This is a genomic window from Pseudomonas sp. SW-3, assembly GCF_016615645.1.
Classification (GTDB): domain Bacteria; phylum Pseudomonadota; class Gammaproteobacteria; order Pseudomonadales; family Pseudomonadaceae; genus Aquipseudomonas; species Aquipseudomonas mandelii.
Genome location: NZ_CP067098.1, coordinates 3,417,738 through 3,440,884, shown reverse-complemented (window position 1 = coordinate 3,440,884; position 23,147 = coordinate 3,417,738). Strand labels below are relative to the sequence as shown.

The following is a 23,147-nucleotide window of genomic DNA, read 5'->3' as shown; positions in this document are numbered from 1 at the left end:
AACGAGGCTTGCCCGCGAAGGCGTCAAACCTGCTAACTCAAAGCCAGAAACTCACGGCGTACCAACCCAGCACACCCATCACCACCGTGTACGGCACCGCCATCCACACCATCCGCCCATACGACAGGCGAATCAGCGGCGCAATCGCCGACGTCAGCAAAAACAGAAACGCCGCCTGGCCATTGGGTGTCGCCACGCTCGGCAAGTTGGTGCCGGTATTGATCGCAATGGCCAGCGTTTCAAAATGCTCGCGGCTCATGTGGCCGGAGATGAACGCCTGTTTCACTTCGGTGATGTAAATGGTCGCCACAAACACGTTGTCGCTGATGGCCGACAGCAAGCCGTTGGCAATGAACAACATGCCCGGCTGTTGATCGGCCGGCAGCGCCAGCACCCACTGGATCAGCGGCGTGAACAGCTGCTGATCGTGGATAACCGCAACCACCGCGAAGAACACCACCAACAGGGCCGTGAACGGCATCGCGTCCTTGAACGCGTTGCCGATGCGGTGCTCGTCGGTGATGCCGGTGAAGGCGGTGATCAACACGATCACCATCAAGCCGATCAGGCCGACCTCGGCGATATGAAACGCTAGCCCGGCAATCAGGATCAGCGCCGCCGCGCCTTGCACCAGCAAGGCTGCGCGCTGGCGTGAAGTGCGTTCGGCATTGTCTTCGGCGGCATAGTTGGCCAACACCGCGCGCACGTTGTCCGGCAGCAGCGTGCCATAACCGAACCAGCGCAATTTCTCTAACAGCACGCACGTCACCAGGCCCGCTGCCAGCACGGGCAGCGACACCGGGGCGACCTTCAGGAAAAACTCGGCGAAGTGCCAGCCCATTTCATGGCCGATCAACAGGTTCTGCGGCTCGCCGACCAGCGTACAGACGCCACCCAATGCCGTGCCCACGGCACCGTGCATCAGCAGGCTACGCAGGAAAGCACGGAACTGATCGAGGTCGTCGTGGTGCAATTTGGGCAGGTGCTGGTCATCACTGAACTCACTGTCCTGACGCGGATCATTGCCCGAGGCGACGCGGTGATACACCGAGTAAAACCCCACGGCGGCACTGATGATCACCGCCGTCACCGTCAGGGCGTCGAGGAACGCCGACAGAAACGCCGAGAGAAAGCAGAACATCAAGGCCAGCAGGGCCTTGGAACGAACCCCCAGCAGCAGGCGCGAGAACAGAAACAGCAGCAGGTCTTTCATGAAGTAGATGCCCGCCACCATGAACATCAGCAGCAGGATCACCGGAAAGTTGTGTATCAGTTCGTCATAGAGCGCCTGTGGCGTGGTCATTTTCAGCAGCAGCGCTTCAATCAGCAGCAACCCGCCGGGCATCAGCGGATAACATTTGAGCGCCATGGCCAGGGTGAAGATGAACTCCAGCACCAGCAGCCAACCGGCCGCCACCGGACCGACGGTCCACAACACCAGGGCGTTGAGAATCAGGAAACCGACAATGCTCGCCTTGTACCAGCGAGGCGAGTGGCCTAGAAAGTTGTGCGCGAAGGCCTGGGCCATTGAACCGGACATCGGCTACTCCTTGTATTAAGAAGCGCGCAACTTGCCGTAAGCCGACGGGAAGATCAAGTGGGGGAAAAGTCGTTGGCTTAGCCGAGATAGCGCACCACAACCGCCCGGTAGTTGCCGTCCAGCGAATAACCGCCTACGACGATGCCTCCATTCGGCTGAACGGCCACTGATGTGGCGGTGTCCAGGCTGCGCCCCAGACGGGTGCGAACCCAACAAGTGCCCTCGGCAAAACCAGGGTCGAGTTGCCCGCCCGGCAAGTACCGAGCCAGAAGAAAGTCGGCTTCGACTCCGCCAATCGTGGCGCCAACCGCCAGTACACGGCCGTCCGGCTGGAGTTGGGCGGCGTTCCACTGGCAGCCACTGGGTCCGATTTTCAGCAGGTGGGGCTGGCCACCGTTGCAATGAACGTCCGGGCGACCGTTGCTGTGCAGTGTCAGCGCCAGGCAATGCATCGGGTCGCGGCTGCTGCCAAAACAATGCAAATCACCATTTTCCTGCTGGACGATCTGGCTGACCTGAGCGCTGTGCCCCTCAACACTGAAAGTCATGAAACCATCCACGGCGAAGTGATCATCCAGACTGCCGTCGGGCAGGTAGCGCGCCAGCAAACCTTCTTCAGGGAAATTGATCGATCCGCCGACCATGATCCGGCCGTCCCGCTGCAACAGCAGGCTGCTGAGCCAGGTGTTCATCAGCAAATGCCTAACCATGACAAAGCCGCGGCCGTTGAAGGAGGTATCGAGTTCGCCAGCGTCGGTCAGGCGAATCAGCAGGCCGACGTGATCGGCCAGTTCGAAAGGGTGATTGGCCAGCAGCAGGATTCGGCCGTCAGCCTGTACCTGGACGTCGCAGGCTTCGGCCCCCGGTACGCCGGGAGGGAGCCAGGCGTCGCGCACGCCCTGGGACAGATTCCCCGGCAGGCGTATGACACAGCATCCATTGTCGCCAAAGTCCCTGACCGGGTGACCTTGCGCGTCGAACATCGCCAAGGCCGGCAGCGTCCGATGAGCGTCCTCATAGTGCAGGCCGGCGACCAGGATGTTCCCGTCGCCCAATACGAGGACTTTTCCCGCCATGGCCTCATGACCGCGCTGAAATTGCCCGATGACGCTGCCATGAGCGCCGAATGCCAGGTCTGCCGAACCGTCTTCAAGCAAGCGAGCCAGGCCAAAGCAATGGCCGCTTCGAGTGCCGACTTTCGCCGCTACCAGTACGCGACCGCTCGAGTCGATCGCCACGCCGTTGGCGATGCTCGACGTACTGCCGGCGAAATACACCTGGGTTTTGCCGTTGGAGGCGAAGCTTTTATCGAGGAGGCCGGCCGTGCGCTGCGCGGCAGGTCGGGCAAAAGCAGTCAGGGTGGGCATGCGCGCATCTCCTTGCGAGCTGACCGAAACCCGGGAACCGGGAGGGCAACTGCGTGTGCAGAACATTCAATCCCTGAACGCTCGATTGCACAACTGTCACAACTCACAGGTGGAGGGTCGCTTTGTGCCAGAACAGTGACTTTTCGAACCACTGACAAGCCTGCCAAGTAATTCGTGGCGGGCAAGTTGGAATGGGGGGGCGTGACGAGCGACGTAGTTCGCTAAAAGAAAGGAGAAGAGGCGGACAACTTAAGTCATCCGCCAACGTCCTTAGTGTGGCATCGACCACGATTGCAGCGTGTAACCTTCCTCGCTCAATTCGGCGCGAGCTTCTTCAAGAATGTGTTCAAGTTGCGCGGGGTCGGAATAAGTACTGCTCGGAATTTGTGTGCGGCCAATGTGGGTATTGGTGCGGTCGATAATGGTCAGGCTGAGTTCGCCATTGCCGTCTTGTGGGGCCCAGGCCACGCATTGAAAAGGTTGGAATGCGCGGTTGGCAATCAAAAGAGCTTCGTTGATACGGAGCGGGGCAGTCATGGGGTCTTCTCTCTATATGCCCAATCAAGTGACAGGCCGTCGGTTGGGCTTACCGTTCGGCTGGTTACTTGTACTGATGCCCTCAACCGGGGGTCAGGTCACACTCAATCAAAAGAAATTTCAACTTTCTTTCATATACTCAATGGCAGAGCGGTTTTTGAAAGCTGAATGAAAGGTTGAACTCGTTAGGTAACTAACAAACTCATTCTTATAACTAATAATGCGGTGTTCCTATAGTCAAACGGTACAAGGGTGCGTCAAATTCTTGCTAATGTTACAGCCAGATCCGCCAAACGACTGTTTTTAATAATATTTCCTAAAGTTTGGCGTCAAGGAACAGTCATGATCGAAACGCCTGCGTTACGACGTCTGTTAGTAGTAGATCCCTGCGACGACTGCTATCGTCTGCTGCCGGGTCTGCGCTCTGTGGGCTGGGATGTTGACAGCTGTTCCTTGGAGAACGCCGCCGACCGAACGTGCGACGTCGGCCTCCTTCGATTACAACCTTTTCATCTGGAACGCCCGGAAGCGGTCAAAGAACTGATCAGCCGCAGCGGTACCGAGTGGATCGCCGTGCTCAACCAGGAAGTCCTGCGCCTGCAAAATGTCGGAGATTTCGTTTGCGAATGGTTTTTTGACTTCCATACCTTGCCGTTTGACGTGTCCCGGGTGCAAGTCACGCTGGGCCGCGCGTTCGGCATGGCGCGCCTGCGCGGACAGGGCACGATTCATATTGATCAGCCTGAGCACGAGCTGCTTGGCGACAGCAAACCGATTCGCGAGCTGCGCAAGTTACTGAGCAAGCTGGCGCCTACGGAGTCTCCGGTATTGATTCGTGGTGAAAGCGGAACCGGTAAAGAATTGGTCGCCCGCACGCTCCATCGACAATCCCAGCGTCACAACAAGCCGTTTGTGGCGATCAATTGCGGGGCCATTCCCGAACACTTGATCCAGTCGGAGCTGTTTGGTCATGAGAAGGGCGCCTTTACCGGCGCCCATCAACGCAAGGTCGGTCGGATCGAAGCGGCGAATGGCGGCACATTGTTTCTCGATGAGATCGGTGACCTGCCACTGGAGTTGCAAGCCAATCTGCTGCGCTTTCTGCAGGAGAAACATATCGAGCATGTCGGCGGCAGCCAGCCGATTCCGGTGGATGTGCGGGTGTTGGCGGCGACTCATGTCGACCTTGAGGCGGCCGTCGAGAAAAAAACCTTCCGTGAGGATTTGTACTACCGCCTTAACGTATTGCAGGTCGTCACCGCGCCGCTGCGTGAGCGTCATGGCGACTTATCCATGCTGGCCAACCACTTTTCCCACTTCTACAGCCATGAAACCGGCCGCCGCCCCCGCAGCTTCAGCGACGACGCCTTGATTGCCATGGGCAAGCACGACTGGCCGGGCAATGTTCGCGAGCTGGCCAACCGGGTACGTCGCGGGTTGGTACTGGCCGAAGGCCGGCAGATCGAAGCGCGAGACCTTGGGCTGATCAGCCAGCACGTCATTCCTGCGCCGATGGGCACGCTGGAAGACTACAAGACCCGCGCTGAACGCCAGGCCTTGTGCGATGTACTCAACCGCCACAGCGATAACTTGAGCATTGCCGCCAAAGTGTTGGGGATATCCAGGCCGACCTTTTACCGTTTGTTGCACAAGCATCAGATCCGTTAGACGCAGATTTAATGTTCCACATACAAAAGCCCCGCTGGGATTGAAGTCGCAGCGGGGCTTTGTTGTGGCGGATCAGAAGTAGTACGGGAATTTCAGGCTGAAGGAGAAGTCTGGCGAGTCGTCGGTCAGGCCGATGGCCAGGTTGGGTACGATCGTCAGGTTATCGGAGGCGGCCAGGGTCATGCCGATGTTGAAGTTGGCCGAGTTGTAGTCGCTGTTGGAAATCGACTGCCAGTCGCCGCCGTCTGGCCTGATCTTGCTCTTGCGGGCGAACTGATCAGTGAACGAGAACGACATACTCATCTTCTCGTTCAAGGCGAAGGCAATGCCGGCGCCGATCTGCCAGGAATCGCCCAGCTTCACGTCCCCTTTCACCTTGGAGCCGACCTGAGGGCTGATGTCGCTGAAAGAGTCCTGAACGTTGTAGGTGTAGGACAGGCTGCCGAACAGCACGGCAGGGTCGAAGGTCTTGACCAGCGAGATACCCGGGGTGATCGCCCAGACACCATTGCCGGTCGGCAAATCCTCGGGGACCGAGAGGTTATCGTTGGTCGGGTCGCTGACCAGCTTGATGCCGTAGGGGTCCTTGCCGGTCGGCGCCTTGACGCGCAGTGTAGCAACCGCATCGGGCAGGCTGACCGACTCATCCAGAAACTTGTAGGCAACGCCAACGTTCACATCGCCGATGGTCGGGTCGCGAGTCACGGTGGCGTCAGACGTCACCGGACCAGCGCCACCAGCGCCGCCGGAGGAGTACGTTGATTCGCGGTAAACCACGGGGACGTTAATGTCGAACTGCCAACGTTGTGCCACGTTGTAGCGGGCAGTCAGGTCCAGGGTCCAGTTGTCGGCCTTGATGCGGTCGAGGTTGATGTTGCCGAGGAAAATCGAGTCCAGTGCCAGGAAGCCGTTGAGCGTCAAGGCGCGAGTATCGTAGTGCGTGTAGGTCAGGCCGGTTTCGACGCTGAACTTGCCGCCACCGAAGAAGCCGCTGGCTTCGTCATACAGGTTGGAAACGCTTTGCGCAGGTTCCGAATCGTCCTTGAGCGATTGGCCATATGAGCTGCCGGTGGTGCCCGGCGCACCAGCGGCGACCGCCTGGTTACCCCGGGAGGGTTCGGCGGGGGATTTGGTCAAGCGCTTGGGAACTGGTGGCTGCGGTGTTTCTTCGACTTGGCGAACGCGTTGCTCAAGTACCATCAACGCGTTCTGTTGTGCTTCGTAACGCTGTTTCAACTCCATGAGTTCTTGTTTTAGGATTTCGACCTGGGGGTCCGGTGCTGCGTATAGCATTGTGGCCGGGGCCAGGCTACTCAAACATACCAAAGCTCTGAACGTAAAAGATCGTTGCATGTGTTAGCCGTCCCTTCTGACTACATCTGATGAGACTGAGCGTAGATCAGAATCCGAGAGTGCGAAGACCTTTGAGCTGGTCCAGATTACCGCTCACCGATCCGGCTGACGGCACGTTGTCACGCAGCACGACATTGAAGGACGTGAGGTTGCGGACCTGGTTGCTACTGCCGAGCAATGTCGTGTTCTGCATCAGGCCACCCTGGGCCAGGCGTTGTACGGTATTGCCCTGGTTGTTGTTGGCCACGATGTTGAATTGCACACCCGTACCGGTCGAGGAAACGCTCATTGAGCCCGCGCCATTGGCGCCGACCAATGTCGTGCCTGCGGCCAGTGCCTGGCCCTGCTGTTGCGTTGCTGGCGCTTGGTTTGCCTTGGTGACGTTGATATCAACGTTGTTGTAGGCCGTATTGTTGTCGCCGGCAGCCCGTACGACTTGAGTGACGCCTTCGGTGGTATTGAGGCCGTTGCCGCCAGTGACGGTGCCGGTGCCCGTGCTGGCGCCTTGCGAACGGGTTGATCCATTCCCTTTTTCGTCGATCATCGACACATAAAACTGTGGCTTGATGGTCGATTGTTGAATTTGCATCGTGGACGTTGCCCCGATCACTTCACCATTGGCATTTTGCCAAGTGCTGGTCATCGAAATGCCGAAACTGATAATCCGTCCTGGCATGACATAACGGCCACGCAGGGTTGCCAACTCCTGATCCTTCAGTTCAATGGGTTTGAACGTCTGTGCCTGGGTCGGCAGGCTGGCGGCCAGGCAGACCACGGCCAGCCAGATTGGAGTCTTCATGGGATGCTCCCGGAGCGTCGTGCTCCCTTGTTATTAGAAGAAGTCGCTTTGGATAAATCCAAAATCCATCAACTCTGCGTCTTGCACCGGGCTAAAGGCGTTGACGCGGTTCCTGGCGGTCAGCGGCATGGGCGGGTCGAGCAACGCATTGGTTTTGTCGTAACCCTGGCCGATGATGGCAAAGATGATGCCGTTCCAGCCTTTGATAAAGTCGTCGACTTTGTAGCGTTTATGACCGAGTACCGGATCTCCGATGTAGACCCAGCCCTGATGGACTCTTTGCATGACCACAAAGTGTTTGTAGCCACGGATATCCATGAGGACCACTACCGGGATTCTGATATCACTCAACGTTTCCGGTGCTACCCGATAGCCACGGGCTCGCATGCCGATGCTTTCCACGTAACGCTTCATGTCGAGCATGGAGAAGCCCTGGACACGGACAAGATCTTGATCGGAGTGTGCCAGCATGCCTTCGATGATCTGTTCTTCATTCACGTCCAGCCAATAGGCTTGGCGCAAGATGGTCGCCAGCGCCGCAGCGCCGCAACTGAAGTCGGTTTTCTGTTGTACCAGGTCGGCAAATTTGCGCTCGCGAACGCTCTGGATCGGCTTGTACACCAACGCGCCGCCCGGCAGGATGGAGAGCGGCATTTGTGCGGCCTCGATCACGGTGGCCACGCAAAGCAAAAATGCCAAGGCGAGAATACGCATGATTGGACGCCCTCTGGTGATGTTGAAAAAGGCCCCCGTAAGGGGGCCTCCAGAGACAGCATTTAGAACGATTGGTTGGAAATGGCCAACGAGTTGCTTTGTTGGTTGCCCACACCAGCCGCCACGTTGACGCCCAGGTTGCCGCTGCCGCCGTTCACCGAACCGCTCAGGGTTGCAGTGTTGGTCACAGGGTTGGCCCAGCCAGTTGGAGTCAGCACTTGATAAGAGTAGGTGTTGCTCAAATCATACGAGCTGCTTTCACTGTAGGCTTTCGCTTTTGCGTACTCAGACTCGGACGATTTGCTGCCCGATTTTTCGTACGAGGAGTCAGACGACTTCGAGTACGACTTGTCATACGATTTTTCGAACGACGAATCGCGCGATCTGTCGTACGAGGAGTCGCGCGATCTGTCGTACGAAGAGTCGTGCGATCTGTCATACGATTTGTCTATCGATGCATCAAGCGTCGCGTCGAGCGATGCGTTAAGCGATGCGTCGGAAGACGAGCTGCGGGTGCGGTCGCCGAAGCCAAAATTGACGGTAGTGGAGTTGGAAGCCGCCGAAGTAGCGTCCAGCGTAGCGTTCAAGGAAGCACTCAAAGAAGCGCTCGAAGAACCGCTTGCACTACTGCTGTTGGAACCGCTGGCATTGCTGCTGTTGGAACCGCTGGCATTACTGCTGTGAGAACCGCTTATATCAACGCTTTTTGACCCGCTGGCGTCATAGCTTTTGGAACCGGCTTTGTTCCAGCTGGAAGAAGCGCTTTGACTGCCGCTTGCCTCAAACGACTTATCTTTGGAGAAACTGCCGCTCGCCGTATTGGTAACGGTGATCGTATCAACGCGGTAGGTCCGATCAGCGTTGTTGTTCACGATCAGGCCGGGACCGTTTTGAACGGCGGACGCGGTGGCGGTTGCATTACCCAGTGGAGCATTGGCGTTGGCAATTGCCATGGTATTTTTCTGCTGGTTCAGATCGCCGCCAGCAATGTTGATACCCATGTTGCCGCTGCTACCGCCGCCGGATCCGCTCATCACGGCAGAGTTGGTGGAGCCAAAGTTGTCGACGCGGTTATTGTTGCTGACTTGCCTCACGTCAGCGGTGGCAGTGGCCGTGCCGAACACAAAGCTGTTATCGATCGCGGCGTTGTCGGAGGCTGCGTTGGCGATGGCGGCGGCGTTGTCTTGCTGGTTGCCGTTACCTGCCGCCACGTTGACGCCGACGTTGCCGCTCGCGCCTGCGGCCGAACTGCTCATCTCGGCCGAGTTTTCTGTCCCTTCATTCCAGATGCTATTGCCGGTACTGTTCTGCCGGTCCGTCGCATTGGCAGTCGCATTGATTGGGACCATTCTTGCAGGAGGGGTTTGTTGTTGGCCACCGTTGTGATGACCATGATGGTTGCCACGCCGATCATTTTGCCCAGCTTGTACAGCAACAGCCATGACCGCAGCAATTGCGAAAACCAGAGGCTTTAGTGCCATCGAAGGTTTCATGGTGATTCTCCGTACTTTATTTTAGGTTAAGTGTTGTTTCTTACCTTTTCGGGTCAATCCACGACCCTTACGCTCAGGGTATTGGCCATTCGGTTTCCCACCCCGGCGCTCTGATTCAACTGGATCACCCCACGGCTACCGGTGAATGCCTGGTCACTGGTAGTGACCTGGCGATGGCCTGGTGCAGAGTCAGTTGGATCGGAGTTGTTGAGCAGCGCCACGTTCTGTTGCATGAGGACGCTGTCGTCGATGCTTTGCGGCTGTTTACTAATGCTTATCCGCAGTGCGTTGGCTTGCTGGTTACTGGCGCCCGCGCTCTGGTTGACACCCAGTACGCCGTTGCCGTGACTGAAGGAGTCACCCTGGATGTTGGACTGGGCATCAATTCTGGGGTCGACAACGGTGCGCAAACGCTGGCGAATCTGCGTGGTCGCACTGGCATTGGTACCAATAGCGATGGCCCTGGCGTTGGCCTGTTGCTGAAGATCGCCCGCCGCCTGGTTGACCGTGAGGTTGCCTTGGTACTGCATACCCGAGCCGTCGATGTCGGCGTTATTGATGACGGGAGGTTGGGCAAAGGTCGATGCACTGCAAAACATGGCGATCATCAGCAGCGAACGATTCATCTTAACGGTCTCCCGTTATGATTTTCAGAGCACCCAGGCCTTGCTGGATGTTGGAATTGACCATGTTGGCAATGCCATTGCCTGAATTTCCCGAACGTCCGGCAGGGAGGTTGGACAGTTGGGTTTGGTTGCTGATGTTGCCGCCCAGGTTGTTAGTGTTTTGAGTGACCAGGCGGTTGATGCCTGCACCACTGGCAACGTTGGCAAAATCGCCGTCGCTCAACTCGTTCGTTTGCTGGAGAATTTGTCTGGACGGGTTGGCATTGACGGTCGTGGGGTTAGGGTCGGGGATGAGCGGCGGGATGGTTGCGTTGCGGGTCTGCACATCACGTTTGATAGTTATGATGCCGTTGTCAGCCTGCACGGGCAGGCAGACTGTTGAGCCCAGTGCGCATCCGATCAGCAGGCTAAAGATGCTTCTATCAAATTTCCCCACGGCGGCAATTCCTTCTGTAAATGGAACGCTGGCCCTTATCAGCGTTGCGAGGTAGAGAGCAGAAGGTGTGCCGCTTTCGGTTATTCGTTTAAAAACAAGTGGTTGGATTAAATTGTCGGGGTGGTCAAAAAAATTGTGTAACGCCACTGAGACAGAGCTACGCAAAAACGACATCCACACGGGCGGCGGTGCACGCTGGGGGCGTTGAACGCAGGCTGTATCAGTGGCTTAACATTTTCTTGCAGGAACGCTCGGGCCGCTTTAGTTCGGGGGTTTGCGTGGGATTGGGTGTTTCAGGAATGGACAGTTGCAGCGGGGCGGGGCACTCCGGTCAGGCCTTGAGCAAACGTGTCACAGCCTCGAATGCGGCGTCCTTGCGCTGTTGCCAGTCACCTTGCAGCACCTGACAAGGTTGGCGGTGCAGGTCAAGCCATGCACGGCTGGCCTGAAAAAACGCCTGGCGTTCTGCCAGTTGCGGCTGGCAACGCTGCCCGTCGTCATGCCAAGCCACGGTTTCAGGGCTCAGCAGCAAATGCAGGTCATAGTGCCGGGCCAGCAAGGCTTGCTCGATCCATGCCGGGCAATCGCTAAACAACGTGCGACTCCAAAGGATATTGCTTAAGAGGTGCGTATCGAGGATCAGCAGTGACGGTTGCCTGGCGCGTGCTTCGTCCTCCCACGAAAGCTGGCCATGAGCTATCGATGTAATGTCATCGTAGCGGGTTTCACGGGCTTCGCTGTCGATAAAGTGTCGAACGTACTCATTGACTAATATGCCGCCAAAATTGGCGTGAATCTCGCCCGAAAGCCAGCTTTTACCGCTGGATTCAGGGCCCGCGAGCACCAGCACTTTCATGCGCGCAGAGCCGGGTCGGCGCGCCATTCACGCCAGCCTTGTACGGCAAGCAACAGGAACAACGCATAGAGGGCAGCAGTCAGGTACATGCCTTTATAAAGGAACAGCCCGACGAAAATCACATCGACGGCGATCCACAACGGCCAGCATTGCACGCGTTTTTGCGCCATCCATAACTGCGCCACAAGGCTGAAACCGGTCAGCGCAGCATCAAGCCAGGGCTGCGCGGCATCTGTCCAGTGCGCCATGGCGGCGCCCAGCAGCAGACTGCCGATGGCACCGGCCGCAAGGCCCGCAGCGATCGATTTGCTCTCAAGCCGACTGACCTGCCGGCCGCTATTGGCTTCGCCCGCGCGGGTCCATTGCCACCAGCCGTAGAGCTGCAGCGCGGCGTAGATCACTTGCAGGAGCATGTCCGAATACAGCTTCACTTCAAAAAAGATCCAGCTATAAAGCAGCACCATGACCAGGCCGATCGGCCAGCACCAGGGGTTCTGTTTGACCGTCAACCAGACGGCGATCACGCCGAGGGTGGCGGCAAACAGTTCAAGGCCGGACATGGGGGTTCCTTGGTGAAAACGAAAGAGGGGGGCGGATTGTACCCAGAGAGAAGGCAAATGCGTTAGCAACCCGAAACTGGCGTCTGACGCACACTTGTGGCGAGGGAGCTTGCTCCCGCTCGGCTGCGAAGCAGTCGCAAAGGCGCTATCGCGGTTTACCTGAAAAAACGGGATTGCCTATTCAGGGCCGCTTCGCGGCCCAGCGGGAGCAAGCCCCCTCGCCACAGGGTTCTGTGTCTGCTTTTACACGCGGAACTGTTTGAGCAGGCTGTTAACCTGCTCGCTCAAGTCCTTGAGCCGAACGCTGGCCACACTCGATTGCTCGGCCGCCAGCGCAGTGCTGTGGGACAAGCCTGCCGCCTGGGTGACGTTCTGATTGATGTCTTCCACCACATGGGCTTGCTGCAGGGTTGCACTGGCGATTGATGCGTTCAGCCCGTTGAGGTTGCGCAGCGCCTGACCGATGGCATTGAGGCTGGCGCCGGCCAGACCGGCCTGTTCGATGGTCAGTTGCGAGGCTCGACTGCTGTCGCCGATCACTTTCACCGCCGCTTCGGAGTGAGTCTGCAGGCGCTCGATCATCGACTGGATCTCCGCCGTGGACTTCTGGGTACGCTGGGCCAACAGGCGCACTTCATCGGCCACCACCGCAAAGCCACGGCCTTGTTCACCGGCGCGGGCAGCCTCGATGGCGGCGTTGAGTGCCAGCAGGTTGGTTTGCTCGGCGATGGAGCGGATCACCTCCAGGACACTGCCAATCTGGGTGCTTTCAGCGGCCAGTGTGCGAATCACTTCCACGGCTTGATCGATGGTGCCGGACAGTTTGTCGATCTGCTGCAAGCTGCCATCAATATTGATCTGCCCCTGCTGCGCCTGGGATTCGGCATCGCGCATTTCGCTGGCCGCATGCTCGGCATTCTTGGCCACGTCCTGCACACCGTAAGTCACTTCGTTGATCGCGGTCGCCACCAGCTCCATCTGCTGGGACTGTTGCTGACTGCGTTGCTGGGCCTGGGCGGCGTCATTGCCCAGTTCACTGGACGACTGGCCCAGGGCGCTCGCGGACACTTGCAGCTCGCTGATCACCCCTCGCAGTTTGGCAGTGAAGGCATTGAAGTGCCGGGCCAGTTGCGTGACTTCATCCTGGCCATGGGTGTCGAGGCTGCGGGTCAGGTCGCTTTCGCCGCTGGCGATGTTGGCCATGGCGTTCACCGTGTCCTGAAGCGGTCGCACGATGCTGCGAGCGATCATGATCACCAGCAACGCCATGATCAGCGCAATCACCAGGCCGACGAACGAAGCCTTCCAGACCTGGCCGTAGAACTCGGCCTGCATGTCATCGATGTACACGCCCGAACCGATCACCCAGCCCCAAGGCTCGAACAATTTGACGTAGGAGGTTTTCCCGACCGGGTCGCTGGCGCCCGGCTTAGGCCAGCGGTAGTTGACCGTACCGGCGCCTTTGGCCTTGGCGACGGCCACCATTTCGTTGAACAGCGCAAAACCGTCCGGGTCGCGGATCGCCGAGAGGTTTTGCCCATCGAGTTTGGGGTTGGCCGGGTGCATCACCATCACCGGCGTCAGGTCGTTGATCCAGAAATAGTCGTTTTGGTCATAACGCAGCCCGCGCACGGCGGTCAGTGCCTGCTTCTGCGCGGCATCGCGGGTGAGCGTGCCGGCGGTTTCCAGGCCGTGGTAGTAAGTCAGAATGCCGCTGGCGGTCTGCACTACGTGCTGGGTTTTCTGGGCTTTTGCCTGGTATAGATCGGTATGGATCTGCTTGAGCATCAACACGCCCAACGTCAACAACATCAATACCGACACAATCAAGATGAGCCACAAGCGTCGGCTGATCGACACACTGCGCAAGCTGTTCATAACGCTGTCACTCCGATTTCTTTTTCTTGTAATTAACGATTGCCAGCATCCAACCACGCTTTGCCGGTCGGGCCTATACGACCCAAGTCTCATTACGCGGCAGCGTTATCGGGGCTTGTCTGATAGGATTTCGGCCCCGCGCGGAAAAACCTGAATCCAAGTTGATTTTTCACGGAGTTTTTACGGCTCCGTCTGGATCCTTTGCGCGCGGGACTTCAGCTACGCTTGGCGCGGTGAACGCTTAAAACACTAATGGGGCATGCCTTGGCGCATCGCCTTTGGGGGATTGATGGAACTTTGGACCGCCTTGCAGGCATTGATTTTAGGGGTTGTAGAAGGGCTGACGGAATTTTTGCCCATTTCCAGTACCGGTCACCAAATCATAGTCGCGGACTTGCTCAACTTCGGTGGCGAACGCGCGATGGCTTTCAACATCATTATCCAGCTCGGGGCGATCCTGGCGGTGGTGTGGGAATTTCGCCGAAAGATCTTCGACGTGGTCGTCGGCTTGCCGACACAACCCAATGCGCGGCGTTTTACCGCCAACCTGTTGATCGCTTTCCTGCCTGCGGTGGTATTGGGGGTGATTTTTGCCGATCTCATCCACGAATACCTGTTCAACCCGATCACCGTGGCCACGGCCTTGGTCGTGGGCGGGATCGTGATGTTGTGGGCGGAGCAGCGTCAGCATGAAGTGCATGCCCACACTGTCGACGAAATCACCTGGAAAGATGCCTTGAAAGTCGGTTTCGCCCAGTGCCTGGCCATGATTCCCGGGACCTCGCGTTCCGGCTCGACCATCATCGGCGGCTTGCTGTTCGGGTTGTCGCGCAAGACGGCCACCGAGTTCTCGTTCTTTCTGGCGATGCCGACCATGGTCGGTGCGGCGGTGTATTCGGGCTACAAATACCGCGACCTGTTCGTACCGGCTGATCTTCCGGTGTTTGCGATCGGCTTCGTCACGGCGTTCATCTTCGCGATGATTGCCGTCAGAGGCTTGCTGGTGTTCATCGGCAGCCACAGCTACGCGGCATTTGCCTGGTATCGCATTGCGTTCGGCCTGTTCATCCTGGCCACCTGGCAATTCGGCTGGGTCGATTGGGCCGCCGCACGCCCATGAATGACTCCAGCGCGCGCAACAATCCCGGACGCAGGTCCGGGGGCGAGCGGGTCCAGCACCCTCGGCTGAAATTGCTGGTGTTGGCGATCCTGTGCGCGCTGCCACTGACGGGTTCAATGTCGTTGTGGCTGCATGGGGTGTCGCTGATTCCGCTGGCGGCTTACGGCATCGTCAGCGTGCTGGCGTTCTTCCTGTACTGGAGCGACAAGCGCAAGGCTCGCGCCGACAGCTGGCGGACACCGGAAAACGTGTTGCACGCGGTGGAGCTGGCGGGCGGATGGCCGGGTGCCTTGCTGGCCCAGCAAGTGTTTCGGCACAAGACTCGCAAGGTCTCGTTCCAGCTGGTGTTCTGGCTCATTGTGCTGATGCATCAGGTGTTCTGGATCGACCAGCTATTCCTCGGCGCTCACCTGTTTGCACTGCTTTAAAGCAACAGGCTGACCTGGGTGCGCTTGGGCAGCTTGCTCACCACCAGTTGATGGGAACGTTTCAACAACGCCTGAAGCTCCTCGGATCCCAGCGGGTAGGGCGTTTGCATGATGATCCACTGGGCCCGCGCCAGGTACGGCGCCGGGTGAATCCCCGGGCGGTCGCAATGCCCGAGGAACAGATCCTTGTCGACCTTGAACGCCAGGGAATCGCCGCGCAGGTTCTGCAAGGCGAACATCTTGTTCCCGGCAATCGAAAACACCCGAACGCCTCCCCACTTGTAGTCTTCCCGCGCACCGGGTAGCGCGAGACAGAATTGCGCGACGTCCTCTTCGCTCATGCGTCCAGCCTTCATATCAATCGGTCCCCACAGGCATTGAATGATTCGATCAAATGGTCGATCCAGGCCCGCACGGCCGGCATCACCCCGCGCCGATGAGGGTAGACCGCTTGCAGCCAGCCGCCAGGCAATGACCAGTCGGGCAGCAACTGCACCAGCGAACCATTTTCCAGCTCCTGTTCGCAATACATCATCGGCAGCATGGTGAACCCCTGGCCGGCGAGCGTGCAGGCCTTGCGCACGATGAAATCGTCAATGCCCAATCGCGCTTCCAGGCTCAAATCGTAGCTTTTGCCCTGCTGATCGAGCATGCGAATGTGCACCAGACGGTCGGCTTCCAGCGCACCAAGCACCGGCAAGGATTTCAGGTCTTCGGGGTGGTTGATCTCACGTCCGTGCAGGAAGGCCGGGCTGGCGACCATCGCCATCTGTGCCTGGCGCAAGCGACGGGTCACCAGCAACGGATCTTCATCGCCCAACTCACGGACCCGCAGCGCGACATCGACGCCTTCGGTGACCAAGTCGACCCGGCGATTGAGCAACATGACTTCCAGTTGCACCTGAGGGTGTTTTTCGAGGAAGCGGCTGATCACCGTCGGCAGCATTTCGTGGGCCAGCCCGACGGGGCAGGACACCCGCAAGCGTCCGCGAGGTTCGCTGGACATACTCGCCACGGCTTCATCGGCCATCTCGGCTTCCAGCAGCATCGCCTGACAGTGCCGCAGGTAACGTTCGCCTACCGCCGTCAGCTTGAGTTGCCGGGTGGTGCGTTGCAGCAGGCGCGCGCCGAGGCGTTCTTCCAGCTCGGCAATGCGTCGCGACAATCGGGACTTGGGAATCCCCAGCAAACGCCCGGCTGCGGCGAAGCCACCGGCTTCGACCACTTTGGCGAAATAGTAAAGGTCGTTGAGGTCTTGCATGATTGGAAATCCGATTGTTCTATCAGTGGGACGAACTATCGCATTGTTGCGGACTAATCAGCTATTGGTTTCATCTGTAGGATCCTCCCCATCAGATCGCCCGGTGGCGATCCTCACCTGGAGATCCCTTATGAAACTGCTGCATATCGATTCGAGCATTCTTGGTGACAACTCGGCTTCCCGTCTGCTGAGCAGCGAAGTCGTCAAAGCCTGGCAAGCCGCCGAGCCAACCGCGGTGGTGACCTACCGCGACCTGGCCGCCGATGCCATCAGCCATTTCTCCGCCACCACCCTGGTTGCCGCCGGCACCACCGCTGAACTGCGCAACGCCGCGCAACAGCACGAAGCCGAACTCAGCGCCACCACCCTGGCCGAATTCCTCGCGGCCGACGCCGTTGTCATCGCAGCGCCGATGTACAACTTCACCATCCCGACCCAACTCAAGGCCTGGATCGACCGCATTGCCGTTGCCGGCCAGACCTTCCGCTACACCGAAGCGGGCCCTGAAGGCCTGTGCGGTGGCAAGAAAGTCGTGATCGTCTCGACGTCCGGCGGTCTGCATGCCGGTCAGGCGACTGGCGTTGCGCACGAAGAGTACTTGAAGGTGCTGTTCGGCTTCATCGGCATCACCGACATTGAGTTTGTTCGTGCCCATGGCCTGGCCTACGGTGACGAAGTGCGCACCAAAGCCATGAGCGATGCCCACACGCAAATCAGCGAGCAATTGTTCGCCGCCGCGTAAGGCTTGCGTAAAGCGCTCAAACAGCTCAGGCACCACCCAAAAAACTCTGTATTCTGATCACGCAAGTGCCAGATGCAGGGTTTTTTGTTTCTGGTCATTACAGGTTGTGGCCCGGGTTATGCAGTCGAGGGTTACCGACTCCGGTCCAGTAACAAGGTGGGGCATCCCATGGTGCGTCTTTGTGCAACGTTTCTGATTTGCCTGCTCAGCAGCCTGAATTCAGTGCACGCCGCGCCTGCGCCGCACCCTCACTGGAGCGTCGGCTTCCATGAGATGAGTTTTCTCGATCCTCTGGACTTGCAGCCGATGCGCGCCATCGCGTTCTATCCCTCGAGCGACCGGGAACACACCAGCAAAATCGAGGGTTACACGGTCGAGGCAGGGGAAGACACCCGCGTCGCCATGGGCCGTTTCCCGATGCTGATGCTGTCCCACGGCAACACCGGTACCCCGCTGGCGCTGCACGACCTCGCCACCTCGCTGGCACGCAAAGGGTTTGTGGTGGTGGCGGTGATCCATCCCGGTGACAACTCCAAAGACCACAGCCGCCTCGGTACGTTGAGTAACCTTTACGGCCGGCCCATCCAGATTTCCGAAGCCATTACCGCGACCCTGGGCGACCGTATGCTCGCGCCTTTCGTCAATGCCGATCAGGTCGGCGTGATCGGTTACTCGGCGGGCGGCGAAACGGCGCTGATCCTCTCCGGCGCCACGCCTGACCTGGATCGTCTGCGCCGCTACTGCCAGGAACGCCCGGACGACCACGATGCCTGCAACACCCAGGGCGAGCTGATTGTCGACCGGGATGATTTGCAGCCTGTGGCGGATCCACGGGTGCATGCCTTGCTGCTGATGGCGCCGCTGAGTCTGAAATTCGGCCGCCACACCTTGGCTGACGTACATGTGCCAGTGCTGCTCTACAGCGGTGATGGCGACAAACTGGTGGCGTTCGACAAAAATGCCGCCGCCCTGGCGCGCAAACTGCCGATTGCACCAGACTTCAAATTGCTGGCCGGGGCAGGGCACTTCGTGTTCATGGCACCGTGCAACGAAGAGCAGATCGCCGCCATGCCGGCGCTGTGCACCGATGCCGATGGTGTTGACCGCGAGGACATCCATCGCAACATGGTGTCCGAAGCCGGGCGGTTCTTCTCGCACGCGCTGGGCAAGCCTACCCGGGCCGGGATGCAGACTGCGGATCAGTAATTTCCCCACCACCCCTGTGGGAGTGAGCTGGCTCCGGGCGGCGTTCCGATGATAGCGATCTGTCAGGCGACTGATGTATTGAATGTTCTACCGCCATCGCCAGCAGGCTAGCTCCCACAGTGGCGTCAGCTTGTTGCGCGGCGTTTGAGTAACAAGGTCAAGCCGAGCCCGGTGACAGACAACATCGCCGCACTGAAGAAAATCCACGAATACCCAAGATTCAACGCCACCGCGCCCATCAACGGCCCGGCAATCGCCAGTGCCAGGTCGAAAAACACCGCATAAGCACTCAAACCCGCGCCGCGACTGGAGTTGGGCACTTGCTTAATTGCTTCCACCCCCAGCGCCGGGTACACCAGCGAAAGACCGAACCCGGCCAGGCCCGCGCCGATCAGCGCATAAGCGGTCGAAGGCGCTAGCCACAACAGCACCAGGCCCACGGTTTCAATGCTCATGCACACAATCGCCGAGGTGAAACCGCCGAAGCGGCTGATCGCGGAGATAAACAGCAAGCGCGACAAAATAAAGCAGATCCCGAAGACCGTCAGGCACCAGGCCGCGCCGGTCCAGCCACGGCTGACGTAATACAAGGTGATAAAGGTCGTCAGGGTGCCGTAACCGATAGAGGCCAGGCTCAGGCTGGCACCGAAGGGCGCAATACGCCCGAACACCGCCCAGAAGGGCAGGCGTTCGCCACGAATCACCGGCACCGAGGGTTTATTGCGGATCAGCAACAAGGCGGCCAGGGCCAGCAATGACAACGCGATCCCCAGGCTGGCGAAGCCGTACTCGGCGACCATCACCACGCCCAGCGGCGCCCCGATCGCAATGGCGCCGTAAGACGCAATGCCGTTCCACGAAATCGAGCGCGCGGTGTGCTCCGCGCCGACCTGGCCCATGCACCAGCTGATCGTGCCCACACCAATCAAGCCCTGGGCGATGCCGAGCAACAAGCGTCCGGCGATCAGGATCAACAGGCTCAGCAGTGGAAAGCTTTGCAGCAAGGTTGAAATCAACGTCAACACGCCGCTCAACACGATCCCAGACAGGCCGTAGACAATCGCCCGTTTGGTGCCAATGGTGTCTGACATGCGCCCGGCCATCGGGCGGCTGAGCAGGGTGGCCAGGTATTGAGAGCCAATGGTCAGTCCCGCGACGATCGCGCTGAAACCCAACTGCTCATGGACATAGCCCGGTAACACCGCAATAGGCAGGCCGATGCAGAGGAAGGCAATAAAGGTATAGAAAACGATGGAGACGATCTGCAGGGTGATCGCCATGGAGCTTTGCGGTGGCAGTTGCTGCACAGACATGACGGCTCGTTCGCGGGCGGCGGTGGGAGAACTGCATCATGGCTTGGGTGGGGTATAAAAGGAAGCAGGCTAACTATATTCGTTGTGGTTGAGGGCACCCAAATCCATTCAGCCTCGAATGCAAAAAGCCCCATCACCAGGACAGGGCTTTTACTTGCCGCTTGCAGCTTGAAACTAATAGCTGCTCTTAAAACACAACGCCCTGGCTACGCAGGTAGTCATCATAAGTACCGCTGAAGTCGATCACGCCGCTTGGGCTTAGCTCGATGATGCGGGTGGCCAGCGACGATACGAACTCACGGTCGTGGCTGACGAAGATCAGCGTGCCCGGGTAGTTTTCCAGCGCCAGGTTCAGCGCTTCGATCGATTCCATGTCCAAGTGGTTGGTCGGTTCGTCCATGATCAGCACGTTCGGCTTTTGCAGGATCAGCTTGCCGAACAGCATGCGACCTTGCTCACCACCGGAGATAACCTTGACCGACTTGAGGATTTCGTCGTTGGAGAACAACATGCGGCCGAGGGTGCCGCGAACGATTTGCTCGCCGCCCTGGGTCCACTGGCCCATCCAGTCGAACAGGTTGCAGTCGTCTTCGAAGTCGTGCGCGTGGTCCTGGGCGTAGTAGCCCAGTTCTGCGGCGTCGGTCCACTTCACGGTGCCGGCATCCGGGGTCAGTTCGTTGACCAGGGTGCGCAGCAGGGTGGTTTTACCAATACCGTTCGGGCCGATGATCGCGACGCGTTCGCCCGCTTCAACCTGGAAGCTGAAGTCCTTGAACAGCGGCTTGCCGTCGAAGCCTTTGGCCATGCGCTCGACAATGACAGCCTGACGGTGCAGTTTCTTGGTTTGTTCGAAACGGATGAACGGGCTCACACGGCTCGAAGGCTTGACTTCGGCCAACTGGATCTTGTCGATCGCCTTGGCGCGGGAAGTGGCCTGCTTGGCTTTCGAGGCGTTGGCCGAGAAGCGGCTGACGAACGATTGCAGCTCGGAAATCTGTGCCTTCTTCTTGGCGTTGTCCGACAGCAGTTGCTCGCGGGACTGGGTCGCCACGGTCATGTACTCGTCGTAGTTGCCCGGGAACAGGCGCAGCTCGCCGTAATCCAGGTCAGCCATGTGGGTGCACACGCTGTTCAGGAAGTGACGGTCGTGAGAGATGATGATCATCAGGCTGGAGCGCTGGGTCAGAATGTTTTCCAGCCAGCGGATGGTGTTGATGTCCAGGTGGTTGGTCGGTTCGTCGAGCAACAGTACTTCAGGATCGGAGAACAGCGCCTGAGCCAGCAATACGCGCAGTTTCCAGCCCGGGGACACTTCGCTCATCGGGCCGAAGTGCTGCTCGATGCCGATACCCAGGCCCAACAGCAATTCACCGGCACGGGATTCGGCGGTGTAGCCGTCCATTTCGGCGAACTCGGTTTCCAGCTCGGCCACGGCCATGCCGTCTTCTTCGGTCATTTCCGGCAGCGAGTAGATGCGGTCGCGCTCGGCTTTAACCTTCCACAGCTCTTCGTGACCCATGATCACGGTGTCGATGACGGTGAATTCTTCGTAGGCGAACTGGTCCTGGCGCAATTTACCCAGACGCACGTTCGGCTCAAGCATGACCTGGCCGCCGGACGGCTCGAGGTCGCCGCCGAGGATTTTCATGAAGGTCGACTTGCCGCAACCGTTGGCGCCGATCAGGCCGTAGCGGTTGCCCGCGCCGAACTTGACCGAAACGTTTTCGAATAGCGGCTTGGCGCCGAACTGCATCGTGATGTTAGCTGTAGAGATCAAAGGTTTTTCCTGCGAAGCATTCAGAGTAGCTAGGGTTGCGGCAGTACCGATTCAGTACCCGTTTCCGTTTTTCAAACCACGGGAAATGCATCCCGGTCAGAAGCGGAAGGTCCATCTGGCAATAAGTGGACAGCAGCAGTTGGAGCGCTTGGCCCGAGTCGAAGTGCGCTGAGACGGGGTTCATTCCCGTCATCAACCAAGGGGGGCGCGTAATGTTTGGCGGCGATTGTACTGGTCTGGCTCTTTAAACGATAGGGCGTTGAGGCCGCACGGGCGCTTTGGTGGCACCAGCGGACAGATTTTCACATTTGAAGGTTAACTATTGGTTACAAAATGAGACTAAAATGCCACTTTTCAACAGGCGCCGCCCCTCGGTAGAGGCTCAAGGACGCGCCACCGGGACCGCTGTTTCGTATTCAGACGCTGCACAAGACCCTTGGGCCGCTAGGTTGGCCGGGGACGCAGTTTGTTCACTTCTGACATGTGACGATTTCTGTGAAACTGATCATTGCCGCTATTTACGTTGTATCCATTGCCTACGTCCACCTGCGTGGGCGGGTGCGCCACAAGCTGGGCCGCCAACTGAGCGATCACTCGTCGTTTCTCGCGCCGATCAATTGCTTCCTTTATCTGTTCTCGAAAATCCCCAACAAGCCTTATCTCGATCCGGCCGATTTCCCGGACCTGAGTCCGTTGCAGGCGCACTGGGAAGAAATTCGCGCCGAAGGCCAGAACCTGCTCAGGGCCGGGGAAATCAAGCGCTCGAACCAATACGACGATGTCGGTTTCAACTCGTTCTTCAAGACCGGCTGGAAGCGTTTCTACCTGAAGTGGTACGGCGACAGCCATCCTTCGGCGACGAAACTCTGCCCGCGCACCACTGAGTTGGTGCAAAGCATCGGGTCGATCAAAGCCGCAATGTTCGCCGAGTTGCCACCGGGTTCCAAACTGGTCCGCCACCGCGATCCCTACGCTGGCTCGTACCGTTATCACCTGGGCCTGGAAACGCCGAACGATGCCGGTTGCTACATCAACGTCGATGGTGAGAACTACCATTGGCGCGACGGTGAAGCGGTGATGTTCGACGAGACCTTCATTCACTACGCCGAAAACACCACCCAGCAGAACCGCATCATTCTGTTCTGCGACGTCGAGCGGCCGATGAAGTATCGCTGGGCGGCGGCGTTCAATGGCTGGTTCAGCCGTAACGTGATGTCAGCGGCGGGCGCGCCGAATGATGCCGGGGACAAGACTGGGGGCATCAACCGGCTGTTTGCCAAAATCTACGCGATTCGGCTGCGGGGCAAGGCGCTGAAGAAGCGTAATCGCAAACTTTACTACCTTGAAAAGTGGGCGATTTTTGGTGGGTTGCTGGCGGTATTTGTGCTGATCTGAATGTTGTATGCCGGCTTGCAAACCCTTCGCGAGCAGGCTGGCTCCTACAGTTGACCGCGATCACTTGTAGGAGTGAGC

The 23,147-nt window shown here is 58.6% G+C and carries 22 protein-coding genes; 6 read left to right on the top strand and 16 right to left on the bottom strand.

From position 1 onward, the window contains the following. Window positions 1-37: 37 nt before the first annotated feature. The 3 genes from nhaB to JIO00_RS15335 all read right to left on the bottom strand — a co-directional run bounded on the left by nhaB (window position 38) and on the right by JIO00_RS15335 (window position 3,444). A complete protein-coding gene (gene nhaB / locus JIO00_RS15345) occupies window positions 38-1,540 on the bottom strand; it encodes a sodium/proton antiporter NhaB (protein WP_010460560.1) in 1,503 nt (500 codons plus the stop codon). Between the two features lie 77 nt (window positions 1,541-1,617). Continuing rightward, window positions 1,618-2,907: a hypothetical protein gene (locus JIO00_RS15340; RefSeq protein ID WP_010460559.1), complete on the bottom strand. Its 1,290-nt coding sequence runs from the start codon at window positions 2,905-2,907 to the stop codon at window positions 1,618-1,620. Window positions 2,908-3,177: 270 nt separating this feature from the next. Continuing rightward, a complete protein-coding gene (locus JIO00_RS15335) occupies window positions 3,178-3,444 on the bottom strand; it encodes a hypothetical protein (RefSeq protein WP_010460556.1) in 267 nt (88 codons plus the stop codon). Window positions 3,445-3,786: 342 nt separating this feature from the next. Here JIO00_RS15335 and JIO00_RS15330 point away from each other — a divergent pair, with 342 nt between their 5' ends. Further along, window positions 3,787-5,112: a sigma-54 dependent transcriptional regulator gene (locus JIO00_RS15330; protein ID WP_010460554.1), complete on the top strand. Its 1,326-nt coding sequence runs from the start codon at window positions 3,787-3,789 to the stop codon at window positions 5,110-5,112. Between the two features lie 72 nt (window positions 5,113-5,184). On the opposite strand, the gene JIO00_RS15325 is transcribed toward JIO00_RS15330, so the two are convergent. From JIO00_RS15325 to JIO00_RS15285, 9 genes are all read right to left on the bottom strand, one after another. Further along, window positions 5,185-6,465, bottom strand: a complete 1,281-nt coding sequence (locus JIO00_RS15325) for a hypothetical protein (protein WP_200666166.1) — start codon at window positions 6,463-6,465, stop codon at window positions 5,185-5,187. A gap of 46 nt (window positions 6,466-6,511) precedes the next feature. After that, window positions 6,512-7,264 carry a hypothetical protein gene (locus JIO00_RS15320; RefSeq protein ID WP_169857707.1) on the bottom strand — a complete coding sequence of 251 codons (753 nt, stop codon included), beginning with the start codon at window positions 7,262-7,264 and terminating at the stop codon, window positions 6,512-6,514. A 33-nt stretch (window positions 7,265-7,297) separates the two neighbouring features. Next, the gene (locus JIO00_RS15315; protein ID WP_010460547.1) at window positions 7,298-7,978 is read right to left on the bottom strand and encodes a C39 family peptidase; all 681 of its coding nucleotides are present in this window, start codon (window positions 7,976-7,978) and stop codon (window positions 7,298-7,300) included. Between the two features lie 62 nt (window positions 7,979-8,040). Then, complete coding sequence (locus JIO00_RS15310; protein WP_200666164.1) at window positions 8,041-9,471, bottom strand: heme utilization protein; 1,431 nt, start codon at window positions 9,469-9,471, stop codon at window positions 8,041-8,043. A 53-nt stretch (window positions 9,472-9,524) separates the two neighbouring features. Then, window positions 9,525-10,097, bottom strand: coding sequence for an adhesin (locus JIO00_RS15305; protein ID WP_102593514.1), 573 nt, complete (start codon window positions 10,095-10,097; stop codon window positions 9,525-9,527). A gap of 1 nt (window position 10,098) precedes the next feature. After that, a complete protein-coding gene (locus JIO00_RS15300) occupies window positions 10,099-10,533 on the bottom strand; it encodes a hypothetical protein (RefSeq protein ID WP_010460541.1) in 435 nt (144 codons plus the stop codon). Between the two features lie 331 nt (window positions 10,534-10,864). Further along, entirely contained in the window at window positions 10,865-11,389 is a 525-nt protein-coding gene (locus JIO00_RS15295) for an AAA family ATPase (protein WP_010460539.1), read from the bottom strand. Further along, window positions 11,386-11,949, bottom strand: a complete 564-nt coding sequence (gene pnuC, locus JIO00_RS15290; protein ID WP_200666162.1) for a nicotinamide riboside transporter PnuC — start codon at window positions 11,947-11,949, stop codon at window positions 11,386-11,388. The genes JIO00_RS15295 and pnuC overlap by 4 nt, the downstream gene beginning before the upstream one ends. A 243-nt stretch (window positions 11,950-12,192) precedes the next feature. Further along, on the bottom strand, window positions 12,193-13,827 hold the full coding sequence (locus tag JIO00_RS15285) for a methyl-accepting chemotaxis protein (RefSeq protein ID WP_083376687.1): 1,635 nt from the start codon (window positions 13,825-13,827) through the stop codon (window positions 12,193-12,195). Window positions 13,828-14,116: 289 nt separating this feature from the next. On the opposite strand from JIO00_RS15285, the gene JIO00_RS15280 reads away from it, so the two are divergent. Both JIO00_RS15280 and JIO00_RS15275 read left to right on the top strand, forming a co-directional pair. Next, window positions 14,117-14,947, top strand: coding sequence for an undecaprenyl-diphosphate phosphatase (locus tag JIO00_RS15280; RefSeq protein WP_042932039.1), 831 nt, complete (start codon window positions 14,117-14,119; stop codon window positions 14,945-14,947). After that, a complete protein-coding gene (locus JIO00_RS15275; protein ID WP_077747804.1) occupies window positions 14,944-15,375 on the top strand; it encodes a DUF1294 domain-containing protein in 432 nt (143 codons plus the stop codon). Before JIO00_RS15280 ends, JIO00_RS15275 begins: the two co-directional genes overlap by 4 nt. Here the strand turns inward: JIO00_RS15275 and JIO00_RS15270 are convergent. Continuing rightward, on the bottom strand, window positions 15,372-15,731 hold the full coding sequence (locus JIO00_RS15270; RefSeq protein WP_102593511.1) for an MmcQ/YjbR family DNA-binding protein: 360 nt from the start codon (window positions 15,729-15,731) through the stop codon (window positions 15,372-15,374). The two genes, JIO00_RS15275 and JIO00_RS15270, sit on opposite strands and share 4 nt — an antisense overlap. Continuing rightward, the gene (locus JIO00_RS15265) at window positions 15,728-16,636 is read right to left on the bottom strand and encodes a LysR substrate-binding domain-containing protein (RefSeq protein ID WP_010460527.1); all 909 of its coding nucleotides are present in this window, start codon (window positions 16,634-16,636) and stop codon (window positions 15,728-15,730) included. The genes JIO00_RS15270 and JIO00_RS15265 overlap by 4 nt, the downstream gene beginning before the upstream one ends. 130 nt (window positions 16,637-16,766) lie before the next feature. Here JIO00_RS15265 and JIO00_RS15260 point away from each other — a divergent pair, with 130 nt between their 5' ends. Together JIO00_RS15260 and JIO00_RS15255 are read left to right on the top strand one after the other, a co-directional pair. Further along, window positions 16,767-17,378 (top strand): FMN-dependent NADH-azoreductase, encoded by a 612-nt coding sequence (locus tag JIO00_RS15260; protein ID WP_077747806.1) that lies wholly within the window; start codon window positions 16,767-16,769, stop codon window positions 17,376-17,378. Window positions 17,379-17,546: 168 nt separating this feature from the next. Continuing rightward, entirely contained in the window at window positions 17,547-18,584 is a 1,038-nt protein-coding gene (locus tag JIO00_RS15255) for an alpha/beta hydrolase family protein (RefSeq protein ID WP_010460523.1), read from the top strand. A 125-nt stretch (window positions 18,585-18,709) separates the two neighbouring features. Here the strand turns inward: JIO00_RS15255 and JIO00_RS15250 are convergent, their stop codons facing one another. After that, window positions 18,710-19,897: an MFS transporter gene (locus JIO00_RS15250; protein ID WP_077747808.1), complete on the bottom strand. Its 1,188-nt coding sequence runs from the start codon at window positions 19,895-19,897 to the stop codon at window positions 18,710-18,712. A 187-nt stretch (window positions 19,898-20,084) separates the two neighbouring features. After that, window positions 20,085-21,674: an ABC-F family ATPase gene (locus JIO00_RS15245; RefSeq protein WP_010460520.1), complete on the bottom strand. Its 1,590-nt coding sequence runs from the start codon at window positions 21,672-21,674 to the stop codon at window positions 20,085-20,087. 495 nt (window positions 21,675-22,169) lie between these two features. Here JIO00_RS15245 and lpxO point away from each other — a divergent pair, with 495 nt between their 5' ends. Then, entirely contained in the window at window positions 22,170-23,069 is a 900-nt protein-coding gene (gene lpxO / locus JIO00_RS15240; protein WP_077747809.1) for a lipid A hydroxylase LpxO, read from the top strand. Window positions 23,070-23,147: the final 78 nt, after the last annotated feature.

Bases quoted from the DNA above. Each gene is read 5' to 3' on its own strand.
- JIO00_RS15260 (WP_077747806.1), top strand. From the start codon at position 16,767: ATGAAACTGCTGCATATCGATTCGAGCATTCTTGGTGACAACTCGGCT.
- JIO00_RS15325 (WP_200666166.1), bottom strand. From the start codon at position 6,465: ATGCAACGATCTTTTACGTTCAGAGCTTTGGTATGTTTGAGTAGCCTG.
- JIO00_RS15320 (WP_169857707.1), bottom strand. From the start codon at position 7,264: ATGAAGACTCCAATCTGGCTGGCCGTGGTCTGCCTGGCCGCCAGCCTG.
- JIO00_RS15280 (WP_042932039.1), top strand. From the start codon at position 14,117: ATGGAACTTTGGACCGCCTTGCAGGCATTGATTTTAGGGGTTGTAGAA.
- JIO00_RS15275 (WP_077747804.1), top strand. From the start codon at position 14,944: ATGAATGACTCCAGCGCGCGCAACAATCCCGGACGCAGGTCCGGGGGC.
- JIO00_RS15310 (WP_200666164.1), bottom strand. From the start codon at position 9,471: ATGAAACCTTCGATGGCACTAAAGCCTCTGGTTTTCGCAATTGCTGCG.
- JIO00_RS15265 (WP_010460527.1), bottom strand. From the start codon at position 16,636: ATGCAAGACCTCAACGACCTTTACTATTTCGCCAAAGTGGTCGAAGCC.
- JIO00_RS15315 (WP_010460547.1), bottom strand. From the start codon at position 7,978: ATGCGTATTCTCGCCTTGGCATTTTTGCTTTGCGTGGCCACCGTGATC.
- JIO00_RS15285 (WP_083376687.1), bottom strand. From the start codon at position 13,827: ATGAACAGCTTGCGCAGTGTGTCGATCAGCCGACGCTTGTGGCTCATC.
- JIO00_RS15250 (WP_077747808.1), bottom strand. From the start codon at position 19,897: ATGTCTGTGCAGCAACTGCCACCGCAAAGCTCCATGGCGATCACCCTG.
- JIO00_RS15295 (WP_010460539.1), bottom strand. From the start codon at position 11,389: ATGAAAGTGCTGGTGCTCGCGGGCCCTGAATCCAGCGGTAAAAGCTGG.
- JIO00_RS15335 (WP_010460556.1), bottom strand. From the start codon at position 3,444: ATGACTGCCCCGCTCCGTATCAACGAAGCTCTTTTGATTGCCAACCGC.
- nhaB (WP_010460560.1), bottom strand. From the start codon at position 1,540: ATGTCCGGTTCAATGGCCCAGGCCTTCGCGCACAACTTTCTAGGCCAC.
- JIO00_RS15270 (WP_102593511.1), bottom strand. From the start codon at position 15,731: ATGAAGGCTGGACGCATGAGCGAAGAGGACGTCGCGCAATTCTGTCTC.
- JIO00_RS15255 (WP_010460523.1), top strand. From the start codon at position 17,547: ATGGTGCGTCTTTGTGCAACGTTTCTGATTTGCCTGCTCAGCAGCCTG.
- JIO00_RS15330 (WP_010460554.1), top strand. From the start codon at position 3,787: ATGATCGAAACGCCTGCGTTACGACGTCTGTTAGTAGTAGATCCCTGC.
- JIO00_RS15340 (WP_010460559.1), bottom strand. From the start codon at position 2,907: ATGCCCACCCTGACTGCTTTTGCCCGACCTGCCGCGCAGCGCACGGCC.
- pnuC (WP_200666162.1), bottom strand. From the start codon at position 11,949: ATGTCCGGCCTTGAACTGTTTGCCGCCACCCTCGGCGTGATCGCCGTC.
- JIO00_RS15305 (WP_102593514.1), bottom strand. From the start codon at position 10,097: ATGAATCGTTCGCTGCTGATGATCGCCATGTTTTGCAGTGCATCGACC.